This window comes from Sphingomonas palmae (genome assembly GCF_900109565.1).
GTDB classification, from domain to species: domain Bacteria; phylum Pseudomonadota; class Alphaproteobacteria; order Sphingomonadales; family Sphingomonadaceae; genus Sphingomonas; species Sphingomonas palmae.
Map to the genome: position 1 here is coordinate 1 of NZ_FNZZ01000003.1, position 26379 is coordinate 26379.

A 26379-nucleotide genomic window follows, 5' to 3' on the forward strand; every position below is an offset into this window, starting at 1 on the left:
ACTCGGCCGTGAAACCCTTCTGCGCCAATGGTACTATCGCTCAAGCGATGGAAGAGTAGGTCGCCGCCAGGCATTGACGCCGGTGAAACACACACAAAGAACCCATCACAATGTTACCCCCTGCCAACACGCAGGCCATATCCCGCTGGACCAACATCCAGCCGACGCGGGGTGGAGCAGCCCGGTAGCTCGTCAGGCTCATAACCTGAAGGTCGCTGGTTCAAATCCAGCCCCCGCAACCAACAATACCACGAAAGCCTCAGACCACCCGGTCCGGGGCTTTCGTGCGTCTCGCGTACACGCTCCCTCCGCGAACGCTAGCATCCGGTACCGGTTACCGGATAGCTGAATGGGGCGCCGCTTGCCGCCACGCGCGTACCAGTTGCCAGCTACATATTTCATCCGCAAATGATAATCTCGTTCAAGAGGTGTCTGTCATTAGGCGAGGCCGTCCATGTCAGAACATGCTTGAGATTGGCTTGGAGAGGTTTGGAGGCGTCGGGCCGTTGTAGTCAGCCTTTTGGTGCATCACCTCGACTCACGTCGTTGACGGTTTTACCCGCCGGTAACAGGTCTGTTTCGCGGACGCGGGAGGTTGAATGGACGCGTTCGATGTCATTGTCGTGGGTGGTGGGCACGGTGGAGCTCAAGCTGCCATCGCGTTAAGGCAGTTAGGGTTTTCGGCCAGTCTCGCGGTGATCGGGGCAGAAGCAGAGCTGCCGTACGAGCGGCCGCCGCTGTCGAAGGAATATCTGGCGGGCGACAAGGCATTTGAGCGGATGCTGATTCGCCCGGCGGCGTTCTGGGCCGAGCGCGACATCACCATGCTGTCCGGCCGCGAGATCGTGAACGTCGACGCGGCCGCGCACCGGGTCACCGATGCGGACGGCGTCAGCTACGGCTATCGGCACCTGATCTGGGCGACGGGCGGCAGTCCGCGCCGGCTGAGCTGCGCCGGCCATGACCTGGTCGGGGTTCACACTGTCCGCACCCGCGCCGACGTCGACCTGATGATTCGCGAACTGCCGCAGGTTGAGCAGGCGGTGGTGATCGGCGGAGGCTATATCGGGCTGGAGGCAGCGGCCGCGCTCACCAAGCAAGGCAAGCGCGTCGTTCTGGTCGAGGCGCTGGACCGCGTGCTGGCGCGGGTCGCCGGACCAGCGCTGTCGCGCTTTTTCGAGCAGGAGCACCGCGCGCACGGCGTCGACGTGCGACTGGGTACCGGCGTCGACTGCATCCTGGGCGACGCGGGCGTGGCCGGGGTACGGCTGGCGGATGGCGAGGTGATCCCCGCGCAGATGGTGATCGTCGGGATCGGCATCGTGCCCGCGGTCGCGCCGCTGCTGGCAGCGGGCGCGGCGGGGGGCAACGGCGTGATGGTCGATGCGCAGTGCTGCACCAGCCTGCCCGACATCTTCGCGATCGGCGATTGCGCGCTGCACGCCAATGAGTTCGCCGATGGAGCCGCGATCCGGCTGGAGTCGGTGCAGAACGCGAACGATCAGGCCACCGTCGCCGCGCGTACGATCATCGGCACGCCCGCCGCGTATCACGCAGTACCGTGGTTCTGGTCGAACCAGTACGACCTGAAACTGCAGACCGTGGGTCTTTCGATCGGCCACGACGCAGCGCTGGTGCGCGGCGATCCGGTGACGCGCAGCTTCTCGGTCATCTACCAGCGGCAAGGGCGCGTCGTCGCGCTAGACTGCGTCAACGCGACCAAGGATTACGTGCAGGGCCGCAAGCTGGTCGAGGCGCGTGCGGTATGCGATCCCGCGCAGCTGATCGATGCTGCGACACCGCTGAAGGAGCTGTTGTCCACCGCGACGTAAGGCCTGTGGCGATCAGGCGCGAGTCGATCGTGAAGGAACTTGGGCTGATGAACGCCACCAGCGTATGCGGGTCCTCGAAGTTGCGACCGCCGACGCCGATGACGATAGTGCTGCGCGAGTGATCGGGTGCACAGACTCATCTTGTTTGTCGGCGCCCCCGGCATCGATCCGCGACGAGAGGTGTTTCGCTTGAACGTGCCCGCGTCCGGCCGGGCGCACGAAATCGAATAGGTAGACGGTGTATGCGATGGCGACGGCGTAATCTGGCGTCGATGAGCGCGGACGTGGGCGATGGCTTGGCACCCGGTGTCGAGGCGATCACCGCGCCACCAGCCACGCTAGCCGCGTCCTCCGCGCAGTCACCGGCGAGCGCGCAGGAGCCGGCGCGCGGGTACCGCGTCACCGCGCTGGTCGTCGCCTCCGCTCTCTTCATGCAGCAGCTCGACGGCACGGTGCTGACGGTGGCGCTGCCGACGATGGCGCGCGATCTCGGCACGCCTGCCACCAGCCTCAGCTTGGCGCTCACCAGCTACCTGCTGGCGCTGGCGCTGTTCATTCCGGCGAGCGGGACGCTCGCCGACCGGTTCGGTTCGCGCACGATCTTCTGCGGCGCGATTGGCGTGTTCCTGCTCGGTTCGATCGCCTGCGCGCAAGCGGACAGCCTCGCGATGCTGGTCGCCGCACGGTTCGTGCAGGGGATCGGCGGCGCGATGATGGTGCCGGTCGGGCGGCTGGTGCTGCTTCGCAGCGTCGCCAAGGAGGACATGGTGCAGGCGCTGTCGTGGCTGGTCATGCCCGCACTCGCGGGACCGATCCTGGGCCCGCCGCTCGGCGGGTTGATCGTCACCACGCTCGACTGGCGCTGGATCTTCTACCTCAATCTGCCGATCGGGGTGGCCGGCGTGATTGGCGCCTGGCTGCTGGTGCCCGACGTGCGCGGCGACTCGCGCGTGCGGTTCGACCGGCTGGGCTTCGTGCTGTCGGGCGTGGCACTCGGCTGCCTGCTGTTCGGGTTCGAGCTGTCGAGCCGGCCGGGAACGGGCAGGGTCGCGATCGCGCTGCTGGCGGCGGGCGTGTTGCTTGGGGCAGGCTACGTTCGCCACGCCAAGCGCGTCGCCGACCCGATCCTCGACCCGACGCTGATGCGCGTGCCGACGTTCTGCCTGTCGGTGATCGCAGGCTCGCTGACGCGGATCACGCAGGGCGCGCAGCCGTTCCTGCTGCCGCTGATGTTTCAGCTCGGCTTCGGCCTGTCGGCGGCGAAGACGGGGCTGATCACGATGGCGGGGGCGATCGGCGCGCTGGCGATGAAGGCGCTCGCGCCGCGCGTGCTCCGGCGCTGGGGCTTTCGCGACAGCCTGATCGTGTCGGGGATCGCGAGCAGTCTGGGTTACGCGATCTGCGCTTTTTTTCGCCCCGACTGGCCGGTAGCGGTGATCGTTGCGGTGCTGGGGCTGTCAGGCTTCTTCACTTCATTCCAGTTCACCGGCTACAATGCGATCGCTTATGCAGATGTGGATGCGACGCGGATGAGCGCGGCGACAAGCTTCTACGCGACCTTCCAGCAGCTGACATTGTCGCTCGGCATCTGCACCGCGGCGACGATCCTCGAACTTGGCACGGCGATCGGCGGGAAGGGCGTGCCGACGCTCGGCACCTTCTCCGCCGCCTTCCTAACCGTGGCGGGCATCTCGTTCGCCGCACTGGTATGGAACCGCCGCTTTGCCGAGGATGCGGGCGCGGACATGAGCGGGCACCGGCAGGCCGGGTGACCCGGTCCGCTTGGTTTCCGTGACATGGAAAACCCCGGCGCTCGCGCACCGGGGTTCTTCACTTAGACTGCTCAAAAGAGCGGCGCGCTTACTGACAGGCGAGGCACTCGTCATAGTCAGTCGTCTCGCCGAACTCGTACTTAGGCTTCTCGATCGTGTTGTCGTTCTCGACGCCGCCCGCGAAGCCCGCGCGCTGCACCGACTTGGAACGCAGATAGTAGAGCGACTTAATGCCCAACTCCCACGCGCGGAAGTGGAGCATCAGCAGGTCCCACTTCTCGACATCGGCCGGAATGAACAGGTTCAGCGACTGCGCCTGGTCGATGTACGGCGTGCGGTCGCCGGCGAGTTCGAGCAGCCAGCGCTGATCGATCTCGAAGCTGGTCTTGTAGCAGTCCTTCTCGTCCTGCCCCAGGAAGTCGAGGTGCTGGACCGACCCGCCGTGCTCGAGGATCGAGCTCCACACGGCCTCGGAATCCTTCGACTTTTCGGCCAGCAGCTTCTTCAGATACGAGTTCTTGACCGAGAAGCTGCCCGACAGCGTCTTGTGCGTGTAGATGTTCGCCGGGATCGGCTCGATGCACGCGCTGGTGCCGCCGCAGATGATCGAGATCGACGCGGTCGGCGCGATCGCCATCTTGCAGCTGAACCGCTCCATCACGCCGACGTCGGCGGCGTCAGGGCAGGGCCCGCGCTCGACCGCCAGCTGCATCGATGCCTGGCTGACCTGCGTGTGGATGTGGCGGAAGATCTTGAGGTTCCACGACTTCGCCATCGCGCCCTCGAACGGGAGGCCGCGCGCCTGCAGGAACGAGTGGAAGCCCATGACGCCCAGACCCACCGACCGCTCGCGCGCGGCGGAATAGGCGGCACGCTCCATGCCCGGCTCGTGGCGGTCGATATAGTCCTGCAGAACGTTGTCGAGGAAGCGCATCACGTCCTCGATGAAGGTCTTGTCGTCCTTCCACTGATCCCACGTCTCGAGGTTCAATGACGACAGGCAGCACACCGCGGTGCGATCGTTGCCGAGGTGGTCGCGTCCTGTCGGCAGCGTGATCTCGCTGCACAGGTTCGAGGTCGACACCTTGAGCCCCAGCTCGCGGTGATGCTTGGGCATGTTCGAGTTCACGTGGTCGGCGAACACGATGTACGGCTCACCGGTCGCGAGCCGGGTTTCGACCAGCTTCTGGAACAGCGCGCGGGCGTCGACCTTGCCGCGGACCGCGCCATCCTTGGGGCTCTTCAACTCCCACTCGGCGCCGTCGCGCACGGCTTCCATGAAGGCATCGGGGATCAGCACGCCGTGGTGGAGGTTCAGCGCCTTGCGGTTGAAGTCGCCCGAGGGTTTGCGAATTTCGAGGAACTCCTCGATCTCGGGATGCGAGACGTCGAGGTAGCAGGCGGCCGACCCGCGCCGCAGCGAGCCCTGGCTGATCGCGAGCGTGAGCGAGTCCATCACGCGGACGAACGGGATGATGCCGCTCGTCTTGCCGTTCAGCCCGACCGGCTCGCCGATGCCGCGCACGTTACCCCAATAGGTGCCGATGCCGCCGCCGCGGCTGGCGAGCCAGACGTTCTCGTTCCACGTGTCGACGATGCCGTTCAGGCTGTCGGGTACCGAGTTCAGATAGCAGCTGATCGGCAGGCCGCGACCGGTGCCGCCGTTCGACAGCACCGGCGTCGCGGGCATGAACCACAGCTGCGAAATGTAATCGTAGATGCGCTGCGCGTGCGCCTCGTCGTCGGCATAAGCGGCGGCGACGCGGGCGAACAGGTCCTGGTAGCTCTCACCCGGCAGCAGGTAGCGATCGTTGAGCGTTTCCTTGCCGAAGTCGGTCAGCAACGCGTCGCGCGACGCATCGGTCTTCAACTTGAAGTCGCGCGCGGCGGCCTTCTTGGTCGGCGCACGCTCGGACGCGGCCGACATGCCCGGCGCGCCGCGCTCAGACGCCGGCTTGGGCGCATCGGCGCCCGGCTTCACCACGCGCTCCATCAGGTCCATCATCGACTCGCTGCCGGCATCCCCGAAGTTCATCCTGGCGCTCCTTCAATCTCGTGTTTCGCGTGCCGGGGATCGCTCCCCGATGATCTGATAAGCGCGCTCCGCTGGCCGGTGACGAAGGCCCCGCATCATTGCGAACCACTCCGTGCCGCTCCTGATGGTGCGGCGTCATCCTACCAGCGGTAGCGCGTCTTGCCTGTAAGAACCCCAACAAATTGTGCCAAACCGTCGCGGCGGGCAAGGGGGTAATGCGCGGACGAGGCGCTGGTTCATCGGTGTAAATGTGGGTCTTGCAGCCTCAACCGAACGCGACGCGTGGATTTCCGCGGGGTTCGGCGATGACAAGCGAAAAGGGGGCCAACGAAAATATTTTTACACGCTCCGCACGCTCCAGCTGGCTAGTTCGCTAGCCGATTGGGGCGGGTCCGCGCGTGCGGTCGCCGCACCTAAACTAGCGCGTGAAGCGGCGTAAGCCGAATTGCGGCGAGCGTCCGCGCGACCTTACGCTGCGCGGCGCTGCGTCGACTGGATCAACTGGTCGATGTCGAGCGGATAGGCGAATTGTAGCCCCGCGCGGCCGTCATCGATCCAGCGGATCGTGGCGGGCACGAATTGTCCGTCGATCAGTTCGATCGTCATTTCATACCCGATCGATTCGGGCGGCAGGTCGACGCCGTCGATCAGCACGCCGCCGGTCGACACGTCGCGGATGCGCACCTCTGCGGTTTCGCCCGCCATCGTCGCGCGCGCGGCACGCAACACCTTATGACGCTGCGCGCGGCTGGTCTTGAACCCGACCGCGATTGCCTTACCGTCCGGCTGCGCGAGCTGGTCGTGCACCGCGGCCGATGGGGCGGGCTTGCCGTAGACGTAGCCCTGGATGTGGCTGCATCCCAGCTCGCGGATCAGCGCGATCTCGTCCTGCTGCTCGACACCCTCCGCGGTCGTCTCCATCCCCAGCGTATCGGCGAGCGTCACGATCGCCTTGATGATCGCGGCGTTGCGATTGCTCTCGTTGATCGCGCCGCGCACGAAGCTCTGGTCGATCTTGATCTTGTCGAACGGCGCCTTTTTCAGATAGCCGAGCGAGGAATAGCCGGTGCCGAAATCGTCGAGCGCCAGCCGGACGCCGATCCGCTTCAACGCCGCGAACATCCGCTCGGACGAGGCATCCTCGTTCAGGAACACGCCTTCGGTGATCTCCAGCTCCAACCGACGCGGCGGCAGGCCCGAGGTCGCGAGCGCGCTGGTGACAAGGCTGGGGAGCGCCGGGTTGGCGAACTGGATCGGCGACACGTTGACCGCGACGCGGACGTGGTCGGGCCAGGTCGCCGCTTCCGAACAGGCGGTGCGCATCACCCACTCGCCGATCGCCTCGATCATCCCGCATTCCTCGGCCACGGGAATGAACTCCGCCGGGCTGACGAAGCCACGCGTCGGGTGACTCCAGCGCAGCAGCGCCTCGTAGCCGACGATGCGTTCGTCCTTGGTCGATACCACAGCCTGATAGGCGAGATGGAGCTGGTTCTGCTTCAACGCCTGCCGCAGGTCGTCCTCCAGCTGGCGGCGATATTGCGCGCCCTCCAGCAGTTCGTCGCGGTAGAAACGGTGGACGCCGCGGCCGTCGCCCTTGGCGGCGTAGAGCGCCAGATCGGCGTTGCGGACCAGCGCCTCGGGATCGTCGCCGTGCTCGGGCGCGATTGCGATGCCGATCGAGCAGCCGATCGAGATCGTCGCGCCGTCGATGTAATAAGGCCGCGAAAGCGCAGCGATGATCGCGTCGGCCAGCGTCGCCAGCCGCTCGCGATTGCCCTCGCGGGGCACGATCACCTTGAACTCGTCGCCGCCCAGACGTCCGACCATGCCGGCATCGCCGACCGTCTTCTGCAAGCGCCCGGCGACCTGCTTGAGCAATTCGTCGCCGACCTGGTGGCCGAGCGTATCGTTGACCGCCTTGAACCGGTCGAGGTCGAGCAGGAACAGCGTATTCGACCCCTGCGTGCGCTGCTGCGGCGACAGCATCTGCTCGAGCGACAGGCGCATGCGCTGCCGGTTGGCAAGGCCGGTCAGGCTGTCGAACAGCGCCAGACGCGTGATCTCCGCCTCGGCGCGGCGCTTCTCGGTTAGGTCGGAGCCCGAGCCGATGAAGCCCTGGAAGCGGCCGAACTGGTCGAGCAGCGGACGCCCCGAGATCGACCACCAGCGCTCCGGCGCTTCCTCGGGCGCGGGGCGGACCGAATAATCGGAGAATGACGTGCGACTCGACAGGTGGAATGTCAGTGTCCGCTCGGTTTCGGCGAGCGCGGTGTCGACGCGGAAGACGCGGGTCAGCGCCTCGCCCTTGGCCTTGATCCCGAAGCCTGCGACCTCGCGCGCGACCTTGTCGCTCAGATAGGTCAGCCGCCCGCCGCGATCGGTCTGCCAGAACCAGCCCGAGCCGTGGCTCTCGAACTCGGTGACCAGCCGGCTGGCGAGCAGCTCGGCACCCGCGGCCTCCTCCTGCTCGGCGAGTTCGGCGAGGCCGGCGCGGCTGCGCCCGATGACGCCGTAGGTCAGCAGCGCGGCGAGGATCACCGCGATGCCGCTTGCCCAGGACAGGCCGTGCTGGACGAGGGTCGCGAACGCCAGTGCGGCGGCGAAGGCGATCGTGGCGGCGGCGACCGGCTGGATCACCACCGCGGTGACGATGATGGTCCCGAATAGCGCAACGCTCGCAGCAACGCGGAACCCGGGATCGGTGAACGCACCCGCGACCGCGGACAGCGCGAACAGCGACAGCGCACCGGTCGCGACGACCGCGGCGAGCAGCAGCGTGCGCTGGTGCGGGGCAAGCTGCTGCGCGACGACGAAGCGGAGCAGCACGAACACGCCGAGGGCCGCAATCACCGCTGGAAAGCCGACGAGCGCCATCGTTGCGGCAAGACCGTGCGCGCCCGACACGAGCGCGGCGACGATCAGCGCCAATGGTGCGGCGAGCATCGCGACGCCCGCGACGGGCCACAGGTCCGCGACATGGGTGAGGGCGGCATCGCGGTAATCACCGACGCGCTCCTCGTCGCTGGCGCTCAGGCCGAGGCTCGTCAGGATCGCAGGGCGCGGGACATCGGGGTCCGGCGTGATCGCTGCCGCTTCGCTCTCTGGCCGATGTACTCTTCCCATGAAGGGTCAGATAGCCTGACCCGGCTTTGTCGAAGCTTAGCGCGCATGCTTAACGCGGCGATAACCAGTCGAATATTCCGGGATTGCACCGCGGTGCCACACGGTTGCGAGGGTCGCTATCGCGTCCTACAGGCATCGGCCATGACGACGATCCGCGAAGCCGATTTGATCGAGAGCGTGGCCGATGCGCTCCAGTTCATCAGTTACTATCACCCGATGGATTACATCCGCGCGCTGGGCGACGCGTATGAGGCCGAGGCGAGCCCGGCGGCGAAGGACGCGATCGCGCAGATCCTGACCAACAGCCGCATGTGCGCGGAAGGGCATCGCCCGATCTGCCAGGACACGGGCATCGTCAACGTGTTCGTTAAATGGGGCATGGACTGCCGGCTCGACAACACGTCGCGCTCATTGCAGGACGTGGTCGACGAGGGCGTGCGCCGCGCCTATCTGCACCCGGAGAACAAGCTGCGCGCCTCGGTGCTCGCCGACCCGGCGTTCACCCGCCGCAACACGCGCGACAACACGCCCTGCGTGCTCCACGTCGACATGGTGCCGGGCAACACGGTGTCGGTCGATGTCGCGGCGAAGGGCGGCGGCAGCGAGAACAAGTCCAAGTTCAAGATGATGAACCCGTCCGACTCGATCGTCGATTGGGTGGTCGAGATGCTGCCGCAGATGGGAGCGGGCTGGTGTCCGCCGGGCATGCTGGGGATCGGCATCGGCGGCACCGCTGAACATTGCGTGCTGCTGGCTAAGCAGGCGCTGATGGAGCCGATCGACATGGGGCCGCTCAAGGCCCGCGGGCCGCGCAACGACCTGGAGGCCCTGCGGATCGAGATCTTCGATAAGGTCAACGCGCTCGGCATCGGGGCGCAGGGGTTGGGCGGGCTGTCGACCATCCTCGACGTCAAGATCAAGGACGCGCCGTGCCACGCCGCGGGCAAGCCCGTTGCGATGATCCCGAACTGCGCCGCGACGCGTCATGCGCACTTCACGCTCGACGGCAGCGGCCCGGCGTATCTGGAAGCGCCCAAGCTCGACGAGTGGCCTAAGGTGGACTGGAAGCCCGACACGGCGGCGATCCGCGTCGACCTTGACACGCTGACGCCCGAGGTGGTCGCGCAGTGGAAGCACGGCGACCGCCTGCTCTTGAACGGCAAGATGCTCACGGGGCGCGATGCCGCGCACAAGCGCATCGCCGACATGCTGGCGCGCGGTGAGGAACTGCCGGTCAGTTTCAAGGGCCGGGTTATCTACTACGTCGGGCCGGTCGACCCAGTGGGCGAAGAGGTGGTGGGGCCTGCAGGTCCGACGACCGCGACGCGGATGGACAAGTTCACGCGCATGATGCTCGACCAGGGCCTGCTCGCGATGGTCGGCAAGGCCGAGCGCGGGCCGGCGGCGACTGAGGCGATCCGCGAGGCGAAGAGCGCGTATCTGATGGCGGTCGGCGGCGCGGCTTACCTGGTCGCGCGCGCGATCAAGGGATCGAAGGTCGTCGGGTTCGAGGATCTGGGGATGGAAGCGATCTACGAGTTCGAGGTCAGCGACTTCCCCGTCACGGTCGCGGTCGACGCCGAGGGGCAGAACGTCCACCAGCTCGCCCCGCTGGTCTGGCGCGAGAAGATCGCGCGCGAGGGGCTGCTACAGCCGGCGTGACGCCCACGCGGCGCCGGTCGCGGTGACACGATCGCCGCGCCCGGCGGCCGCTTGACGAGCGACGGTGCGCAGCGGATGGGTGCGTTCCCGTTCCACTGCCCCTAGCGAGCGACTGCATGACCCTGTCCGACCTGCTGCTGCCGACCTACACCCAGATGCTCGGCACGATGGCCAAGTGGCTCGACAAGGCCGAGGCCGCGCGCGGCGATGAAGTGGATGCGCTGCTGGGCGCACGGCTTGCGCCCGACATGTTTCCGCTTGCCGCACAGGTACGCTTCGCGTGCCGGCAGGCGCAGGAGGCGGTCTACCGGCTGCAGGGGCGGGCATTTCCGTCCGACATCCAGGTCCTGCTCGAAGAAGCCCGGAATGCAGGTGAGCAGCCCGGGACGCTCGCCGACGCGCGGGCGCGGATCAACGAAACGCTGTCGGTGGTGGAGGCGGCCGCCGCCGAGGGGTTCACGGTGTCGGAAGATGCACCGCTCTCCCACGAACTGCCCAACGGCATGGTGCTGGACGTGACCGCGACCGTCTACGCGCGCGACTGGGCGCTGCCGCAATTCTATTTCCACGTCGTGACCGCCTACGCGATCCTGCGCGCGCAGGGCATCGAGCTGGGGAAAGCCGATTATTGCGCGCACATGCTGCCGTACTTTCGCATGCCGCAGACCGAATGAGGCGAGCGCGTCGGCGGGGCCGCCAGCGCAGGCTATGTCCTACAGCGATCGTTGACGCTACGCCGGATGCGTCTTTGATAACGCTATAATTCGCCCACGCGCCTGCGCGCGGGCGCGCGCACATTAGGTATGACTTTTGTGACCTTCCGCGGAGGCTGACACAGATGTCCTGCGCGCATCCACCGGCCCGAAAATGAGAAGAGGCTGCCGGACCGTCTTTCGACGAACCCGACAGCCCCTAGACATGGTCAGCGGCCGGAGAGCTCCAGCCCGGGAGACCATGAACGCCTCTGAAAAGGCATCAGCGAACCGTTGAATGAGGAGGCAATCTCCTCCGGTCCGTCAATGCACTCTTAGACGCGCGTCCCCCGAACGAACTGAACCGAACCCACTGCTGAACCATGAGACATCGGATCACCTCCTTTCGCTGGTTGAAGACACGTGCGACCTGCGTTGATCGCACCTGCAATGTGTCCCTGTCGCGGGCGATATACAAGGCTTGTATTGTCGCGCGGTCTGACCGAACATCCGCCGCCGCAGCGTGGCCGCGACACCGCACTCAGCTGCGGCAATCCTCGATTACGCGGCCGATCTCGGCGTAGGGCGGCAGCACCAGCGCGGGCGTGCCGGCCTGTTCGATCACGAACCTCCCGCGACTGAACGCCATCGCGTCGAGCAGCGGGTCGTTCGGCGCAAAGGCGGTCGCGACATAGGGCGGCGTGCCGCCGGTCGGCTGCGCCGCGACGCTGCGGGTCGCCGAGGTCGTGCGGATCGTGAATGGCGTCGCGGCCGTACCAGCGCGCGACAGGAACAGCCGCCGCTCGCCCAGGTCGCAGCGCAGCACCGCCAGCGCGTCGCGTCCCGCGGTGCCGAACAATGCGCGACTGCCGCGCGCGTCACGTCCGTAGCTCCACGTGCCCGGCGTTCGCGGCCAGTCCTGCCAGTCGACCGGCGCGGGGGCGGGCAGCGCGATCGTCGCGGTCGGCGTTGGACGCGGCACGTCGACGGGGGTCGGCGCACGCGGCGGCGCGACGCAGGCGGCAACCCACAGCAGCGCGACGACGGGCGAAAGGCGGAGCGGCGAGTGGAAGCGGTGGCGCGGTGCGATCATCCGTCCTGCTATGCCGGATGCGTCTCGGAGGCTCAACCGCGGCTGGAACCCGCCGCCGCGACAGACGGTTGTTCCGGCGCACGCGCCCCAGGCGCCATCACAGGAGCCCCCATGTCCGACCACGACGCCGCATCAACGACCTCTGGCGAGCCGACCCAGCTGCTGGTCCGCTCGACGCTGTCCTACTCGATGCGGGTCGACAGTCGCGACGGCGACCATCTCGGCGCTGTGCACGCCTTCATGGTGCACAAGGGATCGGGCCGGGTGACGCATGCGGTGCTGAGCCTGGGCGGGTTCCTGGGCATGGGGAAGAGCTTCTACCCGCTGCCGTTCGGGCTGCTGTCACTCGACGCGGTGCGCGACCTGTACGTCGTCACGATCGACCGCCGCATGCTGGAAGGCGGGCCGAGCTGGGCGAACAACCCCCCGGTGTTCAACCAGTCCTACGCCGACAGCGTTGCGCGCTACTACGAAGTGCCGGCCGAGAACCTCGCCAACGGTTGAACGAGAAAGGACCTGTCACGATGAGCATTTTCGGCAAGATCAAGGACGTGATCTTCGGTCACAATGGTCCGCTCGGCGGGCAGTTCGGCGGCAAGAAGGATGCGGCACCCGCACCTGCTCCGACGCCCGCCGGCGGCGCGCCGCACCCAGCGCCGACGCAGCAGCCGCAGTCGGCTCCGGCGCAGGCTCCTGCAACGCCCGCGCCGACCCCGGCGCAGCCGGTCGATGTCGAGCAGGTGCTGACCAGCATCGCCGCGCAAAAGGGTAACCCGAACCTCAACTGGCGCACATCGATCGTCGACCTGATGAAGCTGCTCGACCTCGATTCGAGCCTCGACAACCGCAAGGAGCTGGCGACCGAGCTCGGTTACAGCGGGGCGAAGGACGGCTCGGCCGAGATGAACATCTGGCTCCACAAGGCGGTGATGCGCGAGCTGGAGAAGAACGGCGGCACCGTGCCCGCCAGCATGAAGGATTGAAGCCGATGTCGGACAAGCAGAACGACGTGCAGAAGGCGACCGAGGAGCTGCTCGAAGACCCGGATGCGCCGGAGAAGGGCAACACGCGCCCGCCGCAGACGATCGACGCCGAACCGGCGCGGGCAGACAAGGACGCGCGGTAAGCGGCAAGTGAGGGAGGCGGTGCCTGCGGGGCCGCCTTCCTGTTCACGAACTTACGTGTGACCTCGGTTCGCCGATTACCTGACGTGGTGTCCGGGGTGCTGGTGGCGCACTAAGTCGCCGGCGCACGCGTGATCAGCGCCGGTCGCCCTCGACCGCCCAGGTATGATTCTCCAATATCCACGCCGGGACTGGACGTCCGTCGGCGTCGCGAGAGGGTTCGTAGCGGAAGCGTTGCTGGATCAGGCGGCAGGTGGCGTCGTCGAGCGAGCGATAGCCGCTCGACCGCGTGATGCGGCAGTCGCCGACACGACCGTTGGTTTGCACGAGAAACTTGACGGAAACGGTGCCTTCGAACCCGGTCTCAGCGAGGTCGCGGATGTCGGCGGGGAAGTCGCCGTCGGTGATGCGGCCCTTGCGCTGGATCGGCGGCGTCTCGTCACCGCCGTCTCCGTCGCCATCCCCCCAGCCGCCCGAGCCCGTTCCGTCGCCGATGCCGCCAGCACCGGTACCCGGACCGACGCGCGGCGCCGCACCCTGCGTCGCCTGATTGCCCTGGAACGCCTTGGTCGCGACGACGATCGGGGGTGGCGGTACAGGGATGACGACAAACGGTTTGGGCGCAACGACTTGTGTTGCTTTCGAACGGATGTTGGGCGGCGCGGCGCGACCCTCCGCGCGCTTGCTGACCTTTGGTCTTGGCACGGTCTTTGGCCGCGGCGGAGGCGGGGGCGGCGCGAGGTCGAACAAGCGTAAGCCTTCATCGACACGCTGCCGGATCGCCTCGCCGGCAAGGCCGTTCAGCAGCGCCCAGCCGAGCGCTGCCGTAACCCCAAGCGCGGCGGCGGCGGCACCGAGGCGTTCCTGTCGAGGCTGCGCGTACATGCCGGCCGATGTAGGAAGCGGTGGCTGAACCGCGAGTGGCTGGCGATGATCGAGATCGCCTGAACGGCGCGAGGAGCACACCCATCTGGCGCGTTCAAGTCAGATAAGAGCGGTCCGTTGGAGCAGATCGTCCGGCGGCCGCGATCACCGTGTCAGGTCACTGCTGGCGGGATCGTCCGCGAAATTGGTTGCGGACCAGACCCACGGCACTTGCCCCGATCGCACCGATGCTGGCGATCACGCACGCCGCCCAGCCGTACAGCCCCGCGAAGTTCGGATCGCCGTTCGCAGCGCGCAGGCCGATCACCGCACCTGTCCAGCCGGCGATCACGAGCGCGGCGAGTACCCACCACAGCATGCGCCGACCACGCGGTGCCGCGGTGCCAAGCACGAAGGGCAATACGGTGGGCAGCGTAGTCACCGCGAACCGCAGCCCCGCATCCGCCCCGTTGCCGGTCGTCGCGACGAGCACGATCCCGCACGCCGTTGCAAGCACCCCGCCCGCGATGAGGAACCGTCCACGGGTCATGTCGTCGCGCGTCACCGGCGCTTGTTCATCCGCATCTGCTGCTGCTTGCCGAAGCGAGTCTTGCGCGTGCCGGGCTTGCCCTCGTTCGAGCGGCCCATGATCGGCGCCTTCTGCTCGTGAACGGGCAGGCCGAGTTCCTCCTGCTCGAGCTGACGGATCTCGTCGCGCAGGCGCCCGGCTTCCTCGAACTCGAGGTCGGACGCGGCCTTGCGCATCTTCTTCTCCAGCTCCTCTATATAGGCGCGCAGGTTGTGGCCGACCATGTGCGGGCGGTCCTCGTCGATCTCGATCGTGACCTGATCGCCCTGGCTGACGTGCGCGATGATGTCGCCGATGTTGCGGCGGATCGTCGTGGGCGTGATGCCGTGTTCGAGATTGTACGCCTCCTGCTTCTCGCGGCGGCGCTGCGTCTCGTTCATCGCGCGCTCCATCGAGCCGGTGATCCGGTCGGCGTAGAGGATCACGCGCCCGTCGACGTTGCGCGCCGCGCGACCGATCGTCTGGATGAGTGACGTTTCGGAGCGCAGAAAGCCTTCCTTGTCAGCATCCAGGATCGCGACCAGCCCGCACTCGGGGATGTCCAACCCTTCGCGCAACAGGTTGATGCCGATCAGCACGTCATAGACGCCCAGCCGCAGGTCGCGGATCAGCTCGATACGTTCCAGCGTCTCGACGTCGGAGTGCATGTAGCGGACCTTGATCCCCGCCTCGTGCATATATTCGGTCAGGTCCTCCGCCATCCGCTTGGTCAGCGTGGTGACGAGCGTGCGATAGCCGAGTTCGGTCGTCTTGCGCGCCTCGACGATCAGGTCCTGCACCTGCTCCTCGACCGGCTTGATCTCGATCGGCGGATCGATCAGGCCGGTGGGACGGATCACCTGCTCGGCGAAGACACCGGCCGACTGCTCCATCTCCCACGTGCCGGGCGTCGCGGAGACGCAGACGGTCTGCGGGCGCATTGCGTCCCATTCGTTGAAGCGCAGCGGGCGATTGTCGATCGCGCTGGGCAGGCGAAAGCCGTATTCGGCGAGCGTGATCTTGCGCCGGTGGTCACCACGCGACATGCCGTTGATCTGGCCAATCGTCTGGTGACTCTCGTCGACGAACAGCAGCGCATTCTCGGGCAGGTATTCGAACAGCGTCGGCGGCGGCTCGCCCGGCAGGCGACCGGTCAGGAAGCGGCTGTAATTCTCGATGCCGTTGCAACTGCCGGTGGCCGCGATCATCTCGAGGTCGAAGTTGGTGCGCTGCTCCAGCCGCTGGCGTTCGAGCAGCTTGCCCTCGATCTCCAGTTCCTTCAGCCGCTCGGTCAGTTCGTGGCGGATCGCGTCGGCGGCCTGCTTCATCGTCGGGCCGGGGGTCACGTAGTGCGAATTGGCGTAGATGCGGATCGAGTTGAGGCTGGCCGATTTCTTGCCGGTCAGCGGATCGAACTCGACGATCTCTTCAATCTCGTCACCGAAGAACGACACGCGCCACGCGCTGTCCTCGTAGTGCGAGGGGAAGATCTCGAGATTGTCGCCCTTCACGCGGAAGTTGCCGCGCTGGAAGGCGGCGTCGTTGCGCTTGTATTGGAGCGCGACGAGCTTGCGGATGATCTCGCGCTGGTCGGCGCTCTGCCCCTTCTTCAGGTCGAAGATCATCGCGGAATAGGTTTCGACCGAGCCGATACCGTAGAGGCACGACACCGAGGCGACGATCAGCACGTCGTCACGCTCCAAGAGCGACCGGGTAGCCGAGTGGCGCATCCGGTCGATCGCCTCGTTCACCGAGCTTTCCTTCTCGATGTAGGTGTCCGACCGCGGCACGTACGCCTCGGGCTGATAGTAATCGTAGTAGCTGACGAAATACTCGACCGCATTCTCGGGAAAGAACGACTTGAACTCGCCGTAGAGCTGAGCCGCGAGGATCTTGTTCGGCGCGAGGATCAGCGCGGGGCGCTGCATCTGCTCGATCACCTTGGCCATCGTGAAGGTCTTGCCCGAGCCGGTCACGCCCAGCAGCACCTGATCCTTCTCGCCTGCGCGCGCGGCCTCGACCAGGTCGCGGATCGCGGTCGGCTGGTCGCCCGAGGGCTGATAGTCGCTGACGAGCTTGAACGGGCGGCCACCCTCGACCTTGGGCGGGCGTTGTGGGCGGTGGGGGACGAAATCGTCGCCCGTCTCGGGTTCGGCCAGGCTGGTGCGGATCTGGATCGACATATGTTCACGATATGGGCGCTCGGTGGCGCGGCGTGAAGGAGCTTGGCGCGCGACAAGCTGCGCTTGGTTGACCCCGCCCGTGGTGCCCCATATTGCGCAGCGTTCGCAATCAGAGTGACAGGCTTAAGGCCGTGCCGTCCGGGCGCGGTTCGAGGAAGAACAGGCATGACCGACGTCCGCGCACCCAAGACCATTCCCGAGAGCAAGGCGTTCGCCAGCGTCAAGGTGAACTGGGTTCGCCACTGGAACGAGCATCTGTTCAGCTTCGCGGTCGAGCGGCCGACGAGCCTGCGCTTTCGTTCGGGCGAGTTCGTGATGATCGGGCTGCCGGGCGAAGAGGGCGCGGACGGCAGCGTGGGCAAGCCGGTCATGCGTGCCTATTCGGTCGCGAGCCAGCATTATGCCGAGGAGTTGGAGTTCCTGTCGATCAAGGTCGAGAACGGCCCGCTGACGGGTCGGCTGCAGCAGATCGTGCCGGGCGACGAAATCTATCTCGGCCGCAAGCCGACGGGCACGCTGGTCACCGACGCGCTGCTGCCGGGCAAGCGGCTGTTCATGCTGTCGACGGGCACGGGCCTTGCGCCGTTCCTGAGCCTGGCGCGCGACCCCGACGTGTACACGATGTTCGACCAGGTGATCGTGGTCCACTCGGTCCGCCGGGTCAGCGATCTGGCGTATCACGACGAGCTGGCGGCGCGGCTGGCGGACGATCCGCTGGTGGCGGACGAGGCGGCGCACCAGTTCCACTACATTCCGACTGTCACGCGCGAGCCGTTCCACACCACGGGGCGCATCGACGCGCTGATGGAGAATGGCCGGATGTTCGGCGATCCGATCACCGGCGACAAATGCTTCAACCCGGAAACCGACCGCATCATGATGTGCGGGTCGATGGACATGATCCGCGATACGGCGAAGACGCTGGAGACGCTGGGCTTCGTCGAGGGATCGAACGCTGCGCCGGGCACCTACGTGATCGAGCGCGCCTTCGTCGGTTAAGCGTGCCGTGGCGAGGTCAGAATAGCTCCAACGCCGCCACATCCTCGGCCGACAGGTCGATGCCGAACATCATGCTCAAGCGCATGCGATAGACGCGCGGGTCGGTGATCTCGGCGGCGCTGTCGGTGCTGGCGGCGCGGCGGCGATAATCGCGATCGGTCAGCGTCGCGAAGCCGTGCGGCAGGACGATCGACACGATCGTCGCGTTGGTGAAGCGGCTGGCGGGCGCGCTCGATGACCACCAATTGCCCATCGCTAGGTCGCTGTCGTGGACCTCGCCCAGCGTGAAGCTGTACTGACGCTGCCACCCCGGACCAGCGCCGCGCCCGTCGGTGGTCGCCGCGTCGCCGTCGCGCAACAGGACCCAACCGTGCTCCGTGTCGCGCGCGAGCATGAAGCGCGCGCCATCGGGCGCCTCCGCTGTTTCACCGTCCGCCAGCCGCATCACAGGCGCGTAGCTGCCGCCGAAGCCGGGGTCGGCGATCCAGTGCTCGCCCGCAATGGTCACCAAGGACAGCGTGTGGGTGAGCGGCGGCACCGCGGTCGCGCCGAGCCAGACGCGCGCGAGCAGCGGACGCGCGGCGAAGCCAGTCGCCGCCAGCGCGTCTAGGAACAACCGATTGTGCTCGAAGCAATAGCCGCCGCGCCGCGCGGTCACTAGTTTCGCGAACACCGACGCGGAATCGATCGCGATCTCGCGCCCGAGCCGCACGTCGAGGTTCTCGAACGGGATCGCGAGCCGGTGCGCACGCTGCACCCGCGCCAGCCCTTCCGCGTCTTTGGTCGGACGCGCGGGCAGGTCGATGCGGGCGAGATAGGCATTGAGGTCGAACATGGACCGTCCGTGACCGATCGCGCGCGAGGGGGCAAGGTTCGCGATCCCTCTAGGCATCCCGGTGCGTGCGGCTATGGTCGCGAACAAGAAGAGGGGGAAATGTCATGCGCCTGATCCACCTGCTGACGGCGGCCGGCACGCTTGCTGCCCTGCCTGCACTAACCGCACCCGCGCTCGCCGAGCCCGATTACGCCGCCGCGGTGCGCGCCGACTACAAGCGCGACTTGGGCGCGATGTGGGACGACTTTCATCGTAATCCCGAACTGTCGTTCCGTGAGACGCGCACCGCGGCGAAGATGGCGGCGGCGCTGCGCGCGATCCCGGGCATGACGGTAACCGAGAAGATCGGGCAGACCGGCGTCGTCGGTGTGCTCAAGAACGGTGCCGGCCCGGTCGTGCTGCTGCGTGCCGACATGGACGGGCTGCCGGTCGAGGAGAAATCGGGCCTCGCCAATGCCAGCCACGCGCGGCAGGTCGGTGTCGACGGCGTCGAGGCGCCGGTGATGCATGCCTGCGGGCACGACACGCACATAACCGCGATGGTCGCGACCGCGCGGCGGCTGGCGGCGCTGCGTGACCGCTGGTCTGGCACGATCGTGTTCGTCGTCCAGCCCGCCGAGGAGCGCGTCGGGGGCGCGAAGGCGATGATCGCCGACGGGCTGTTCACGCGCTTTCCCAAGCCCGATTACGCACTCGCTTTCCACGTCGCGGCGGGGATGGAGGCTGGGACCGTCTCGGCGTCAGAGAGCATCCAATATTCCTCGTCCGACTCGGTCAACATCGACGTGCCCGGCATCGGTGCGCACGGCGCCAGCCCGAACGAGGGCAAGGACCCGGTCTATATGGCGTCGCAACTCGTCATCGCGTTGCAGGGGCTGGTCAGCCGCGAGCGCGCGCCGCTCGACCCTGGCGTCATAACGGTCGGCTCGTTCCACGCCGGCCTCAAGCACAACATCATCTCCGACGCGGCGAAGCTGCAGGTGACGGTGCGCGCGAACAACGAGGCGGAACGCGCCCGGCTGCTCGCCGGCATCAAGCGCGTCGCCTACGGCATCGGCGTGATGAACGGCATGCCGAAGGACAAGATGCCAATCGTGACCGTCAGCGAAGGCACGCCGACGACGATCAACGATGCGGTACTCGCGCGGCGGTTGAACGCGGTGATGGCCGAAGCGCTGGGTGCGAAGAACGTGCCCGCATTTCACCAGGATGGCATGGGCGCAGAGGATTTCGCCTATTACGTCCAACCCGATACGGGCGTGAAAGGCTATTATTTCGCGGTCGGCGGGTCGACGCGCGCGGAGATCGACGCGGCGGCGCGCGGTGGGCCGAGAATCGGATCGCACCACTCGCCCGAGTTCCGCATCGCGCCCGAGGCCGCGATCACCACCGGCGCGATCGCGATGACGGCGGCGGTGCTCGACCTGACGAAGCCGGGCGCGGCGCGTGTGGGAACCGGATCGTGAAGCCGCGCCTGTTCCTGCTCGCCGCCGCGCTGCCGCTGGCGGCGTGCAGCGGGGACATCGACCTGACCAACGCGTCGATCGCGGAAGTAGCCGACGCGACGGCGAGCCTCGAGAAGCCTGAGGCGGGGCAGTGGCGTACCGACACGCGCGTCGTCAGTTTTGACGCGGGCGCGGACAAGACGCCCGCCGCCGCTGCGATCCGCGACCAGGTGGGCGACACCGCGACTACCGAGGCGTGCCTGACCGAGGAGGAAGCGGGCAAGCCGCTGTTCGGCGACCTGTCGACCGCCGCGGGGGCGAACTGTCGCTTCCGCCGCTTCGCGCTCAAGGGCGAGCAGCTCGACGCCGAGATGGCGTGCCGCAATGCGAGCGGCGAGACGCTGACCGTCAGCCAGAAGGGGCGCTACTCGGCGAGCGCGGTCGACTTGACCGCGACCGTGCGGCGAGGCGGGATCGCGGCGCAGGCGGGCGGCATGGTGACGCGGATCGTCGCCCGGCGAACGGGCGACTGCGCGGAGGAGTGACCGCGCTCGGCGAGGTGGGCAGCGCCTTCGCCGCGCGGTTCAGGGCAGGACGCGGCTGGTGGCGGGCGGCGTGTCGTCGAGGCGGATCGCGACGCGATTGCTCTTGTCGGGCTTACCGCGGAACAGTTTCTTCACGCCGCCGGCCACATCGCTCGCGAGTTGCCCCGCGCTGGTCGACTCGCCCGGGTTTTCGCAGCAGCTGTCGGGCGAAATGAGCTTCTGTATGCCGCGGACCAGCGCAACCCCGGGTCCGACCACGTCGACGCCGGTCTGGCACCCGCCCGAGCGTGCGGCACACGGCGTTCCTTCCGCGTTCAAGGCGCCGCGGCCGGTCAGATAGCCGTTGATGGGTACGGGCCGGTCCGACACCGCCTCTTGCGGCAACGGCAGTGTCTGCGATGGAAGCGCGTTGGCGCAGACGACGATGTCGTCGCCCTGATGCCGGGTGCATCGCTCATCGGGCACAGGGACCAGGATCGACATACGCTCGGGTACCGCGGGCAGCGGTGTGGCGGCGGTGGCCGCCTGAACGGCGAGGGCGAGGAGCAGCATCAGGTCAGCAGCGTGATCGAGTGCGGCGCGGGCGTCAACGTTCGGCTAACCGGCGGATGCTAGTCGTGGCTGCGTGAACTTCTCGCGTCTCTTTCGTAGCCGCTGGGCCGCGCTGTGGTGGGCAGGCGGCGTGATCTGGTTCGCCTACGATGTCGCGAGTGCGGCGCCGGATGGCAGCGGCGGCGCGAACGTGAGTGCGGTCGCGGATGTGGGTGATGCGGGGGCGAATATGGCGGATGTCGCTGCCATCGCGAATATGCTGGGTTCGTGATCGCTGTGTGAGGGTGTGATCCGATAAGGGTCGGCCGGGCTAGCATCCTAGAAATCGGATGCAGTCGTACAGTGCTCGGCCGCCCGCCGGCGTGTCAGTCGCGGCGAAGCCGCGCCTTGTGCGCCGGCTCCACCGCGCTGGCCGGTCGACGGCGTCACCTGCGTGACGCGCCTTGTGCGAAGCGTTGCTTCGCACATTGGCCTTGCATCGACTTACGGTCTGAGTGCCTTGTCCTGTCCGTCGTCCAGGTCCCCGTCCTCGGCGAGTGTGTTGTCGTCGAAATCGTCCTGCGCCTCGTCCTCGGCGATGTCGGCATCGTCCTCGTCGGCATCGTCGTCCTGCACGCCGACCTCGGCGTCGGTCATCTGCAGGTCGTCGGCGCTCTCCATGTCCTCGTCATCTTCTTCGACGCCCAGGTCGGGATCGATGTCGGTCATGATCGTGCCGTCGCTGGGACCGTCGCGCGTCGCCTCCAGGATCTCGGCGCGCTGCGATTCGTCGTAGCCGTCCTCGTCGTAGCCGTCGTCGCCGCTGCCGTGGCTGGTGACCTGATGACCGCCCATGTTCGCCTCCTTGTTCATTCCCGCAGCGAACGGCGCAGCGGCGTGCCGGGTTCCGCCACCCCCTTGACCGGCGTGGCTTACTCACCCTAGTGTATTGCAACACTAATACGGAGATCGATCATGCACCGTTCGGCCATGCTGCTCACCGCCACGCTGGCGCTATCGGTCGCCGCCTGCAATCGCGGCGAGGAGGGCACGCAGATCGCGGTGACGGCGAACGGCAGCGGCGGATCGATGGGCAGCGACGGGCAGGTCAAGATCGACACGCCCGCGTTCAAGGGCGCGTTCAAGCTGCCGCAGATCAACCTGTCGGCCGAAAATTTCGAGTTGAACGGCGTCCATCTCTATCCCGACAGCAAGATTGCCGCGGTCAACGCCGACGGCACCGGCAAGGACAAGGTGACGGTGCGCTTCACCAGCCCGGCCGATCCCGCCACCGTGCGGACCTGGTTCGCCGAGCAGTTCAAGCAGGCGGGTACCGAAGTTAAGGTCGACGGCAACACACTGACCGGCCGCGACGACGACCAGACTTTCACGATCGACCTGTCGCCGCAAGGGAAGCAGAGCGCGGGCGTCATCCGCATCGGGTAAGCGCGCGCAGGCTGGCGGTGGCGCGCGCGAGGGCTTATGTCGGCGGCAACGATCAACGGACGATTTCACCATGCTCGACACGCCCTCCGCCCAGGTTCCGACGCTCAGCCTCGCCGATCAGGCACGCGATCCGCACGCGTTCGCCGCCGCACTCGGGCAATCGTTCGAGCGCTTCGGCTTCGCGATCGTCGCCGATCACGGCGTGCCGCAGGAGCTGATCGATCGCGCGTGGGACGAGACGCAGCAGCTGTTCGCGCTACCCGAGGAGGAGAAGCGCGGTTATTTCGTCGAAGGGGCGGGCGGCGCGCGCGGCTACACGCCGTTCAAGACCGAGATCGCCAAGGACGCCAAGCACGTCGACTTGAAGGAGTTCTGGCACGTCGGGCGCGAGCTGCCCGAGGGTCACCGCTTCGCGGGCGAGATGGCGCCGAACATCTGGCCCGCGCGGCCCGAGGGGTTCAAGGACACGTTCACCGAGCTGTTCAGCGCGTTCGACACCGCGGGTGACAAGTTGCTGTCGGCGATCGCGCTGCACCTGGGGCTCGACGCCGACTGGTTCGACCCTGCGGTGCGCGACGGCAATTCGGTTCTGCGCCTGCTCCATTACCCGCCGATCCCGGTCGACGCGGAGGGCGTGCGCGCGGGCGCACATGAGGACATCAACCTCATCACGCTATTGCTGGGTGCCGAAGAGGCGGGGCTCGAGCTGCTCGACCGGCAGTCGGGCCGCTGGCTGGCGATCAAGCCGCCCGAGGGTGCGATGGTCGTCAACGTCGGCGATATGCTGCAGCGACTGACCAATCACGTGCTGCCGTCGACCACGCACCGCGTCATCAACCCGCCGCCAGAGCGCCGCGGTCACTCGCGCTACTCGATGCCGTTCTTCCTCCACCCGGCGCCCGATTTCCTAATCGAGACGCTGCCGCAGACGATCACGCCCGAGAATCCGAACCGCTACCCCGAGCCGATCAGCGCGCAGGATTACCTGATGCAGCGGCTGGTCGAGATCGGGCTGATCAAGAAGTGAGCGAACATGGCGGGATCGTCGACGGCGACCTGCTCGTCGATCGCGACACCACCGTGTCGGGCATCGTCAGTGGCGACGTGATCGTGGCTGCCGGCTGCCGCGTGAAGGTGAGCGGGATCGTTAGCGGCGACCTGATCGCCGCCGAGGGTGCCGAGGTTCACCTGAGCGGCATGCTGAGCGGGCGCATCATCGAACGCGGCGGTCGCGTGCGGGTCACCGGCATGGTGTCCGGCGCCTGATCGCAGGTCAGGCGATCCGCTCGGGCACCTCGTCTGCATCGGCCTGGATCGCGCTATCGGGTGCCATCGCCTCCCAGGGAAAGACGAACCAGTCCTTTACTACGGCACGGTCGATCGTGCGCGCGCGGTAGTCGACCTGCTGCGCCGAGCCGGTGTTGTCGATCAGCGTGGCGAAGCGGACACTGCCCGGTGTCGCGCCGGCGCGCGCCAGCATGTCGCGCAGGTGGCCGATCGTGCGGCCTGAATCGTTGATGTCGTCGATGAACAGCAGCCGCTCGCCCGCGCGGGTGCGGTCGGCCAGCCGCGCGATCGCGTCGGTGGCGAGTTCCTCGGCCTGCGAGCTGTAGTCGACCGCGAGCATCGGCAGGCCGCTGGCGTGGCTGAGGTACACCGCGGGGATCAGTCCGCCGCGGCCGATGCCGATCAGATGGTCGGGCGACCAGTCGGCGTCGGCGGCGAGTGCGTCGGCGAGCGCCCGGACTTCAGAAACCAAATCGGCGTGGGTGATGGCGGTGAAGATCGTCATCGCCGCATCAACCCGCCGAGCACGTTGCGTACCACGCTGGCGAGCAGCCCGCCGCTGCTGCTCGACCGGCGCCGCGACGAGGTGCCGAACACCGCCTTGCTGATCTCGTTGCCGACCTGCCGCCCGACCGACGACGAGGCCGAGCGCATCGCCGAGGTTGCCATACGGTTCCACGGCGAGTTCGCCGCCTCGCGCTCCGCGGTGCGCTGCGCACGCTCGTCGGCGGCGCGGGCGCGTGCGGCGTCGCGGTCGGCGCGCGCCTGTTCCTTCGCCTTTTGCGCAGCGGTGCGCTCCGCTTCGTCGCGCGCGTTGGCGGCGGCGACGCCGGCGGCGGCGGCCTGCGTTTTTGCCGACAGGATTTCCTCCGCCGATTCACGATCGATCGGCTCGTCGTATTTGTCGCCGATCGCGTCGGTCTCGATCAGCACGCGGCGCTCTTCGGGGGTGAGCGGGCCGAGGCGGCTGCCGGGCGGGCGGATCAGCGTGCGCGCGACCGGTGAGGGGGCGCCGTCGGGCTGAAGCAGTGATACGAGCGCCTCGCCGACCTTCAACTCGGTGATGGCGGTGGCAACGTCGACACCGGGGCTGGCGCGGAAGGTCTGCGCAGCGGCGTTGACCGCCTTCTGGTCGCGCGGGGTGAAGGCATTCAGCTTGTGCTGGATGCGGTTGTTGAGCTGTCCCGCAACCGTCTCGGGCACGTCGATCGGGTTCTGCGTGATGAAGTAGACGCCGACGCCCTTCGAGCGGATCAGGCGGACGACCTGCTCGATCTTGTCGAGCAACGCCTTGGGCGTGTCATCGAAGAGCAGATGCGCCTCGTCGAAGAAGAAGCACAGCCGTGGTTTGTCGGGGTCGCCGATCTCGGGCAGCGTTTCGAACAGTTCGGACAGCAGCCACAACAGGAAGGTCGAGTAGAGCTTGGGGCTCTGCATCAACTTGTCGGCGGCGAGGACGTTGACGACGCCGCGGCCTTCGTGATCGGTGGCGATCAGGTCGCGCATCTCTAGTGCGGGCTCGCCGAAGAAATGCTCGGCGCCTTGCGTGCGCAATTGCAGCAGCGCGCGCTGGATCGCGCCGATCGACTGTTTGGACACGTTGCCGTACTGCGTCGTCAGCTCGGCCGCGCGCTCGGCGCAGTGCGCCAGCATCGCCTGCAGATCGTCGATGTCGAGGAGCAGCAGCCCTTCCTTGTCCGCCACGTGAAAGGCGATCGTCAGCACGCCTTCCTGCACCTCGTTCAGGTCCATCAGCCGCGCGAGCAGAACAGGGCCGAGTTCGGACACGGTGGCGCGGATCGGGTGGCCTTGTTCGCCGAACAGGTCCCAGAATTGCACCGGCAGCGCGGCGTAGCGCCAGTCGGTGTCGCCGATCTCGGCCGCGCGTGCTTTCAGTGTCTCGTGCATCTTCGCGGTGGGCGAGCCGGGCATGGCGAGGCCGGCGAGGTCGCCCTTCACGTCGGCGACGAAGCAGGGGACGCCCGCGTCCGAGAAGCCCTCGATGATCCCTTGGAGCGTCACCGTCTTGCCGGTGCCGGTCGCGCCCGCGATCAGGCCGTGGCGATTGGCACGGCGTAGGTCGAGCCGTTGCGGGTTCGCGCCGCCCGCCTGCGCGCCGACGAAGAGGCTGCCGGGGGTGCTTGCGGGATCGGTCATGCGCGCTCCTGATCGGGCTGGTTGGGCGTCAACGCTTCATAGGCGCAGTCGGGCGTCGACCCAAGCGGGAGGGCCCCGAAGTTGAGAAAGTTGACACTCACGCGCATGTGCGTGCGTGCGCGTGAGACCGAGCAGCGGCGATGAGCCGGGCGGAAGTTGAGAAAGTTGACAGTCACGCGCGGG

Annotated in this window: 25 protein-coding genes and 1 tRNA gene; 15 read left to right on the forward strand and 11 right to left on the reverse strand. The window is 67.1% G+C overall.

The window, feature by feature from the left end; genetic code table 11:
- Window positions 1-165 precede the first annotated feature (165 nt).
- The 3 genes from BMW51_RS07765 (at window position 166) to BMW51_RS07775 (ending at window position 3604) form a co-directional block, all read left to right on the forward strand.
- Window positions 166-242: transfer RNA gene (locus BMW51_RS07765), tRNA-Met, on the forward strand.
- Between the two features lie 357 nt (window positions 243-599).
- Complete coding sequence (locus BMW51_RS07770; RefSeq protein WP_093005194.1) at window positions 600-1832, forward strand: NAD(P)/FAD-dependent oxidoreductase; 1233 nt, start codon at window positions 600-602, stop codon at window positions 1830-1832.
- A 272-nt stretch (window positions 1833-2104) separates the two neighbouring features.
- Window positions 2105-3604, forward strand: a complete 1500-nt coding sequence (locus BMW51_RS07775) for an MFS transporter (RefSeq protein WP_093005196.1) — start codon at window positions 2105-2107, stop codon at window positions 3602-3604.
- An 88-nt stretch (window positions 3605-3692) separates the two neighbouring features.
- Here BMW51_RS07775 and BMW51_RS07780 read toward each other — a convergent pair whose 3' ends face one another.
- Together BMW51_RS07780 and BMW51_RS07785 are read right to left on the reverse strand one after the other, a co-directional pair.
- Window positions 3693-5639, reverse strand: coding sequence for a ribonucleoside-diphosphate reductase subunit alpha (locus tag BMW51_RS07780; protein ID WP_093005198.1), 1947 nt, complete (start codon window positions 5637-5639; stop codon window positions 3693-3695).
- A 468-nt stretch (window positions 5640-6107) separates the two neighbouring features.
- Complete coding sequence (locus tag BMW51_RS07785; RefSeq protein WP_093005200.1) at window positions 6108-8765, reverse strand: EAL domain-containing protein; 2658 nt, start codon at window positions 8763-8765, stop codon at window positions 6108-6110.
- Window positions 8766-8906: 141 nt separating this feature from the next.
- Between BMW51_RS07785 and BMW51_RS07790 the strand changes: the two genes are divergently transcribed.
- Together BMW51_RS07790 and BMW51_RS07795 are read left to right on the forward strand one after the other, a co-directional pair.
- Window positions 8907-10427, forward strand: coding sequence for a fumarate hydratase (locus BMW51_RS07790; RefSeq protein WP_093005202.1), 1521 nt, complete (start codon window positions 8907-8909; stop codon window positions 10425-10427).
- A gap of 116 nt (window positions 10428-10543) precedes the next feature.
- Window positions 10544-11101: a DUF1993 domain-containing protein gene (locus BMW51_RS07795; protein ID WP_093005204.1), complete on the forward strand. Its 558-nt coding sequence runs from the start codon at window positions 10544-10546 to the stop codon at window positions 11099-11101.
- A gap of 559 nt (window positions 11102-11660) precedes the next feature.
- On the opposite strand, the gene BMW51_RS07800 is transcribed toward BMW51_RS07795, so the two are convergent.
- Window positions 11661-12212: a hypothetical protein gene (locus tag BMW51_RS07800; RefSeq protein ID WP_093005206.1), complete on the reverse strand. Its 552-nt coding sequence runs from the start codon at window positions 12210-12212 to the stop codon at window positions 11661-11663.
- A gap of 111 nt (window positions 12213-12323) precedes the next feature.
- On the opposite strand from BMW51_RS07800, the gene BMW51_RS07805 reads away from it, so the two are divergent.
- The 3 genes from BMW51_RS07805 to BMW51_RS16070 are packed head-to-tail and all read left to right on the forward strand — an operon-like array spanning window position 12324 to window position 13338.
- A complete protein-coding gene (locus BMW51_RS07805) occupies window positions 12324-12716 on the forward strand; it encodes a PRC-barrel domain-containing protein (RefSeq protein ID WP_093005208.1) in 393 nt (130 codons plus the stop codon).
- Between the two features lie 20 nt (window positions 12717-12736).
- Window positions 12737-13195: a DUF3597 domain-containing protein gene (locus tag BMW51_RS07810; RefSeq protein WP_093005210.1), complete on the forward strand. Its 459-nt coding sequence runs from the start codon at window positions 12737-12739 to the stop codon at window positions 13193-13195.
- A gap of 5 nt (window positions 13196-13200) precedes the next feature.
- Complete coding sequence (locus BMW51_RS16070) at window positions 13201-13338, forward strand: hypothetical protein (RefSeq protein ID WP_177171594.1); 138 nt, start codon at window positions 13201-13203, stop codon at window positions 13336-13338.
- A 133-nt stretch (window positions 13339-13471) separates the two neighbouring features.
- Here the strand turns inward: BMW51_RS16070 and BMW51_RS07815 are convergent, their stop codons facing one another.
- The 3 genes from BMW51_RS07815 to uvrB form a co-directional block, all read right to left on the reverse strand.
- Window positions 13472-14221: an energy transducer TonB gene (locus BMW51_RS07815; protein ID WP_245708351.1), complete on the reverse strand. Its 750-nt coding sequence runs from the start codon at window positions 14219-14221 to the stop codon at window positions 13472-13474.
- 157 nt (window positions 14222-14378) lie between these two features.
- Complete coding sequence (locus BMW51_RS07820) at window positions 14379-14750, reverse strand: hypothetical protein (RefSeq protein ID WP_143051834.1); 372 nt, start codon at window positions 14748-14750, stop codon at window positions 14379-14381.
- Window positions 14751-14761: 11 nt separating this feature from the next.
- Window positions 14762-16951, reverse strand: coding sequence for an excinuclease ABC subunit UvrB (gene uvrB, locus BMW51_RS07825; RefSeq protein ID WP_093005214.1), 2190 nt, complete (start codon window positions 16949-16951; stop codon window positions 14762-14764).
- 165 nt (window positions 16952-17116) lie between these two features.
- Here uvrB and BMW51_RS07830 point away from each other — a divergent pair, with 165 nt between their 5' ends.
- Entirely contained in the window at window positions 17117-17950 is an 834-nt protein-coding gene (locus BMW51_RS07830; protein WP_093005216.1) for a ferredoxin--NADP reductase, read from the forward strand.
- Between the two features lie 16 nt (window positions 17951-17966).
- Here the strand turns inward: BMW51_RS07830 and BMW51_RS07835 are convergent, their stop codons facing one another.
- Window positions 17967-18785: an arylamine N-acetyltransferase family protein gene (locus BMW51_RS07835; protein ID WP_093005218.1), complete on the reverse strand. Its 819-nt coding sequence runs from the start codon at window positions 18783-18785 to the stop codon at window positions 17967-17969.
- A 104-nt stretch (window positions 18786-18889) separates the two neighbouring features.
- On the opposite strand from BMW51_RS07835, the gene BMW51_RS07840 reads away from it, so the two are divergent.
- Both BMW51_RS07840 and BMW51_RS07845 read left to right on the forward strand, forming a co-directional pair.
- The gene (locus tag BMW51_RS07840) at window positions 18890-20251 is read left to right on the forward strand and encodes an amidohydrolase (protein WP_093005220.1); all 1362 of its coding nucleotides are present in this window, start codon (window positions 18890-18892) and stop codon (window positions 20249-20251) included.
- Window positions 20248-20775, forward strand: a complete 528-nt coding sequence (locus BMW51_RS07845) for a DUF3617 domain-containing protein (protein ID WP_177171595.1) — start codon at window positions 20248-20250, stop codon at window positions 20773-20775. The genes BMW51_RS07840 and BMW51_RS07845 overlap by 4 nt, the downstream gene beginning before the upstream one ends.
- A 39-nt stretch (window positions 20776-20814) precedes the next feature.
- Here BMW51_RS07845 and BMW51_RS07850 read toward each other — a convergent pair whose 3' ends face one another.
- Entirely contained in the window at window positions 20815-21327 is a 513-nt protein-coding gene (locus tag BMW51_RS07850; RefSeq protein ID WP_093005224.1) for a hypothetical protein, read from the reverse strand.
- Between the two features lie 73 nt (window positions 21328-21400).
- Between BMW51_RS07850 and BMW51_RS07855 the strand changes: the two genes are divergently transcribed.
- Window positions 21401-21598, forward strand: a complete 198-nt coding sequence (locus BMW51_RS07855) for a hypothetical protein (RefSeq protein WP_093005226.1) — start codon at window positions 21401-21403, stop codon at window positions 21596-21598.
- 212 nt (window positions 21599-21810) lie between these two features.
- Here BMW51_RS07855 and BMW51_RS07860 read toward each other — a convergent pair whose 3' ends face one another.
- A complete protein-coding gene (locus BMW51_RS07860) occupies window positions 21811-22161 on the reverse strand; it encodes a DNA primase (protein WP_093005933.1) in 351 nt (116 codons plus the stop codon).
- A gap of 120 nt (window positions 22162-22281) precedes the next feature.
- Here BMW51_RS07860 and BMW51_RS07865 point away from each other — a divergent pair, with 120 nt between their 5' ends.
- The 3 genes from BMW51_RS07865 (at window position 22282) to BMW51_RS07875 (ending at window position 24018) form a co-directional block, all read left to right on the forward strand.
- Window positions 22282-22752 (forward strand): hypothetical protein, encoded by a 471-nt coding sequence (locus BMW51_RS07865; RefSeq protein WP_143051835.1) that lies wholly within the window; start codon window positions 22282-22284, stop codon window positions 22750-22752.
- 70 nt (window positions 22753-22822) lie between these two features.
- Window positions 22823-23779 carry an isopenicillin N synthase family dioxygenase gene (locus BMW51_RS07870; protein ID WP_093005230.1) on the forward strand — a complete coding sequence of 319 codons (957 nt, stop codon included), beginning with the start codon at window positions 22823-22825 and terminating at the stop codon, window positions 23777-23779.
- Entirely contained in the window at window positions 23776-24018 is a 243-nt protein-coding gene (locus BMW51_RS07875) for a hypothetical protein (RefSeq protein ID WP_093005232.1), read from the forward strand. Before BMW51_RS07870 ends, BMW51_RS07875 begins: the two co-directional genes overlap by 4 nt.
- Window positions 24019-24025: 7 nt before the next feature.
- Here the strand turns inward: BMW51_RS07875 and BMW51_RS07880 are convergent, their stop codons facing one another.
- Both BMW51_RS07880 and BMW51_RS07885 read right to left on the reverse strand, forming a co-directional pair.
- Window positions 24026-24544: a phosphoribosyltransferase gene (locus tag BMW51_RS07880; protein WP_093005234.1), complete on the reverse strand. Its 519-nt coding sequence runs from the start codon at window positions 24542-24544 to the stop codon at window positions 24026-24028.
- A complete protein-coding gene (locus tag BMW51_RS07885) occupies window positions 24541-26196 on the reverse strand; it encodes a helicase HerA-like domain-containing protein (RefSeq protein ID WP_093005236.1) in 1656 nt (551 codons plus the stop codon). Before BMW51_RS07885 ends, BMW51_RS07880 begins: the two co-directional genes overlap by 4 nt.
- Window positions 26197-26379: the final 183 nt, after the last annotated feature.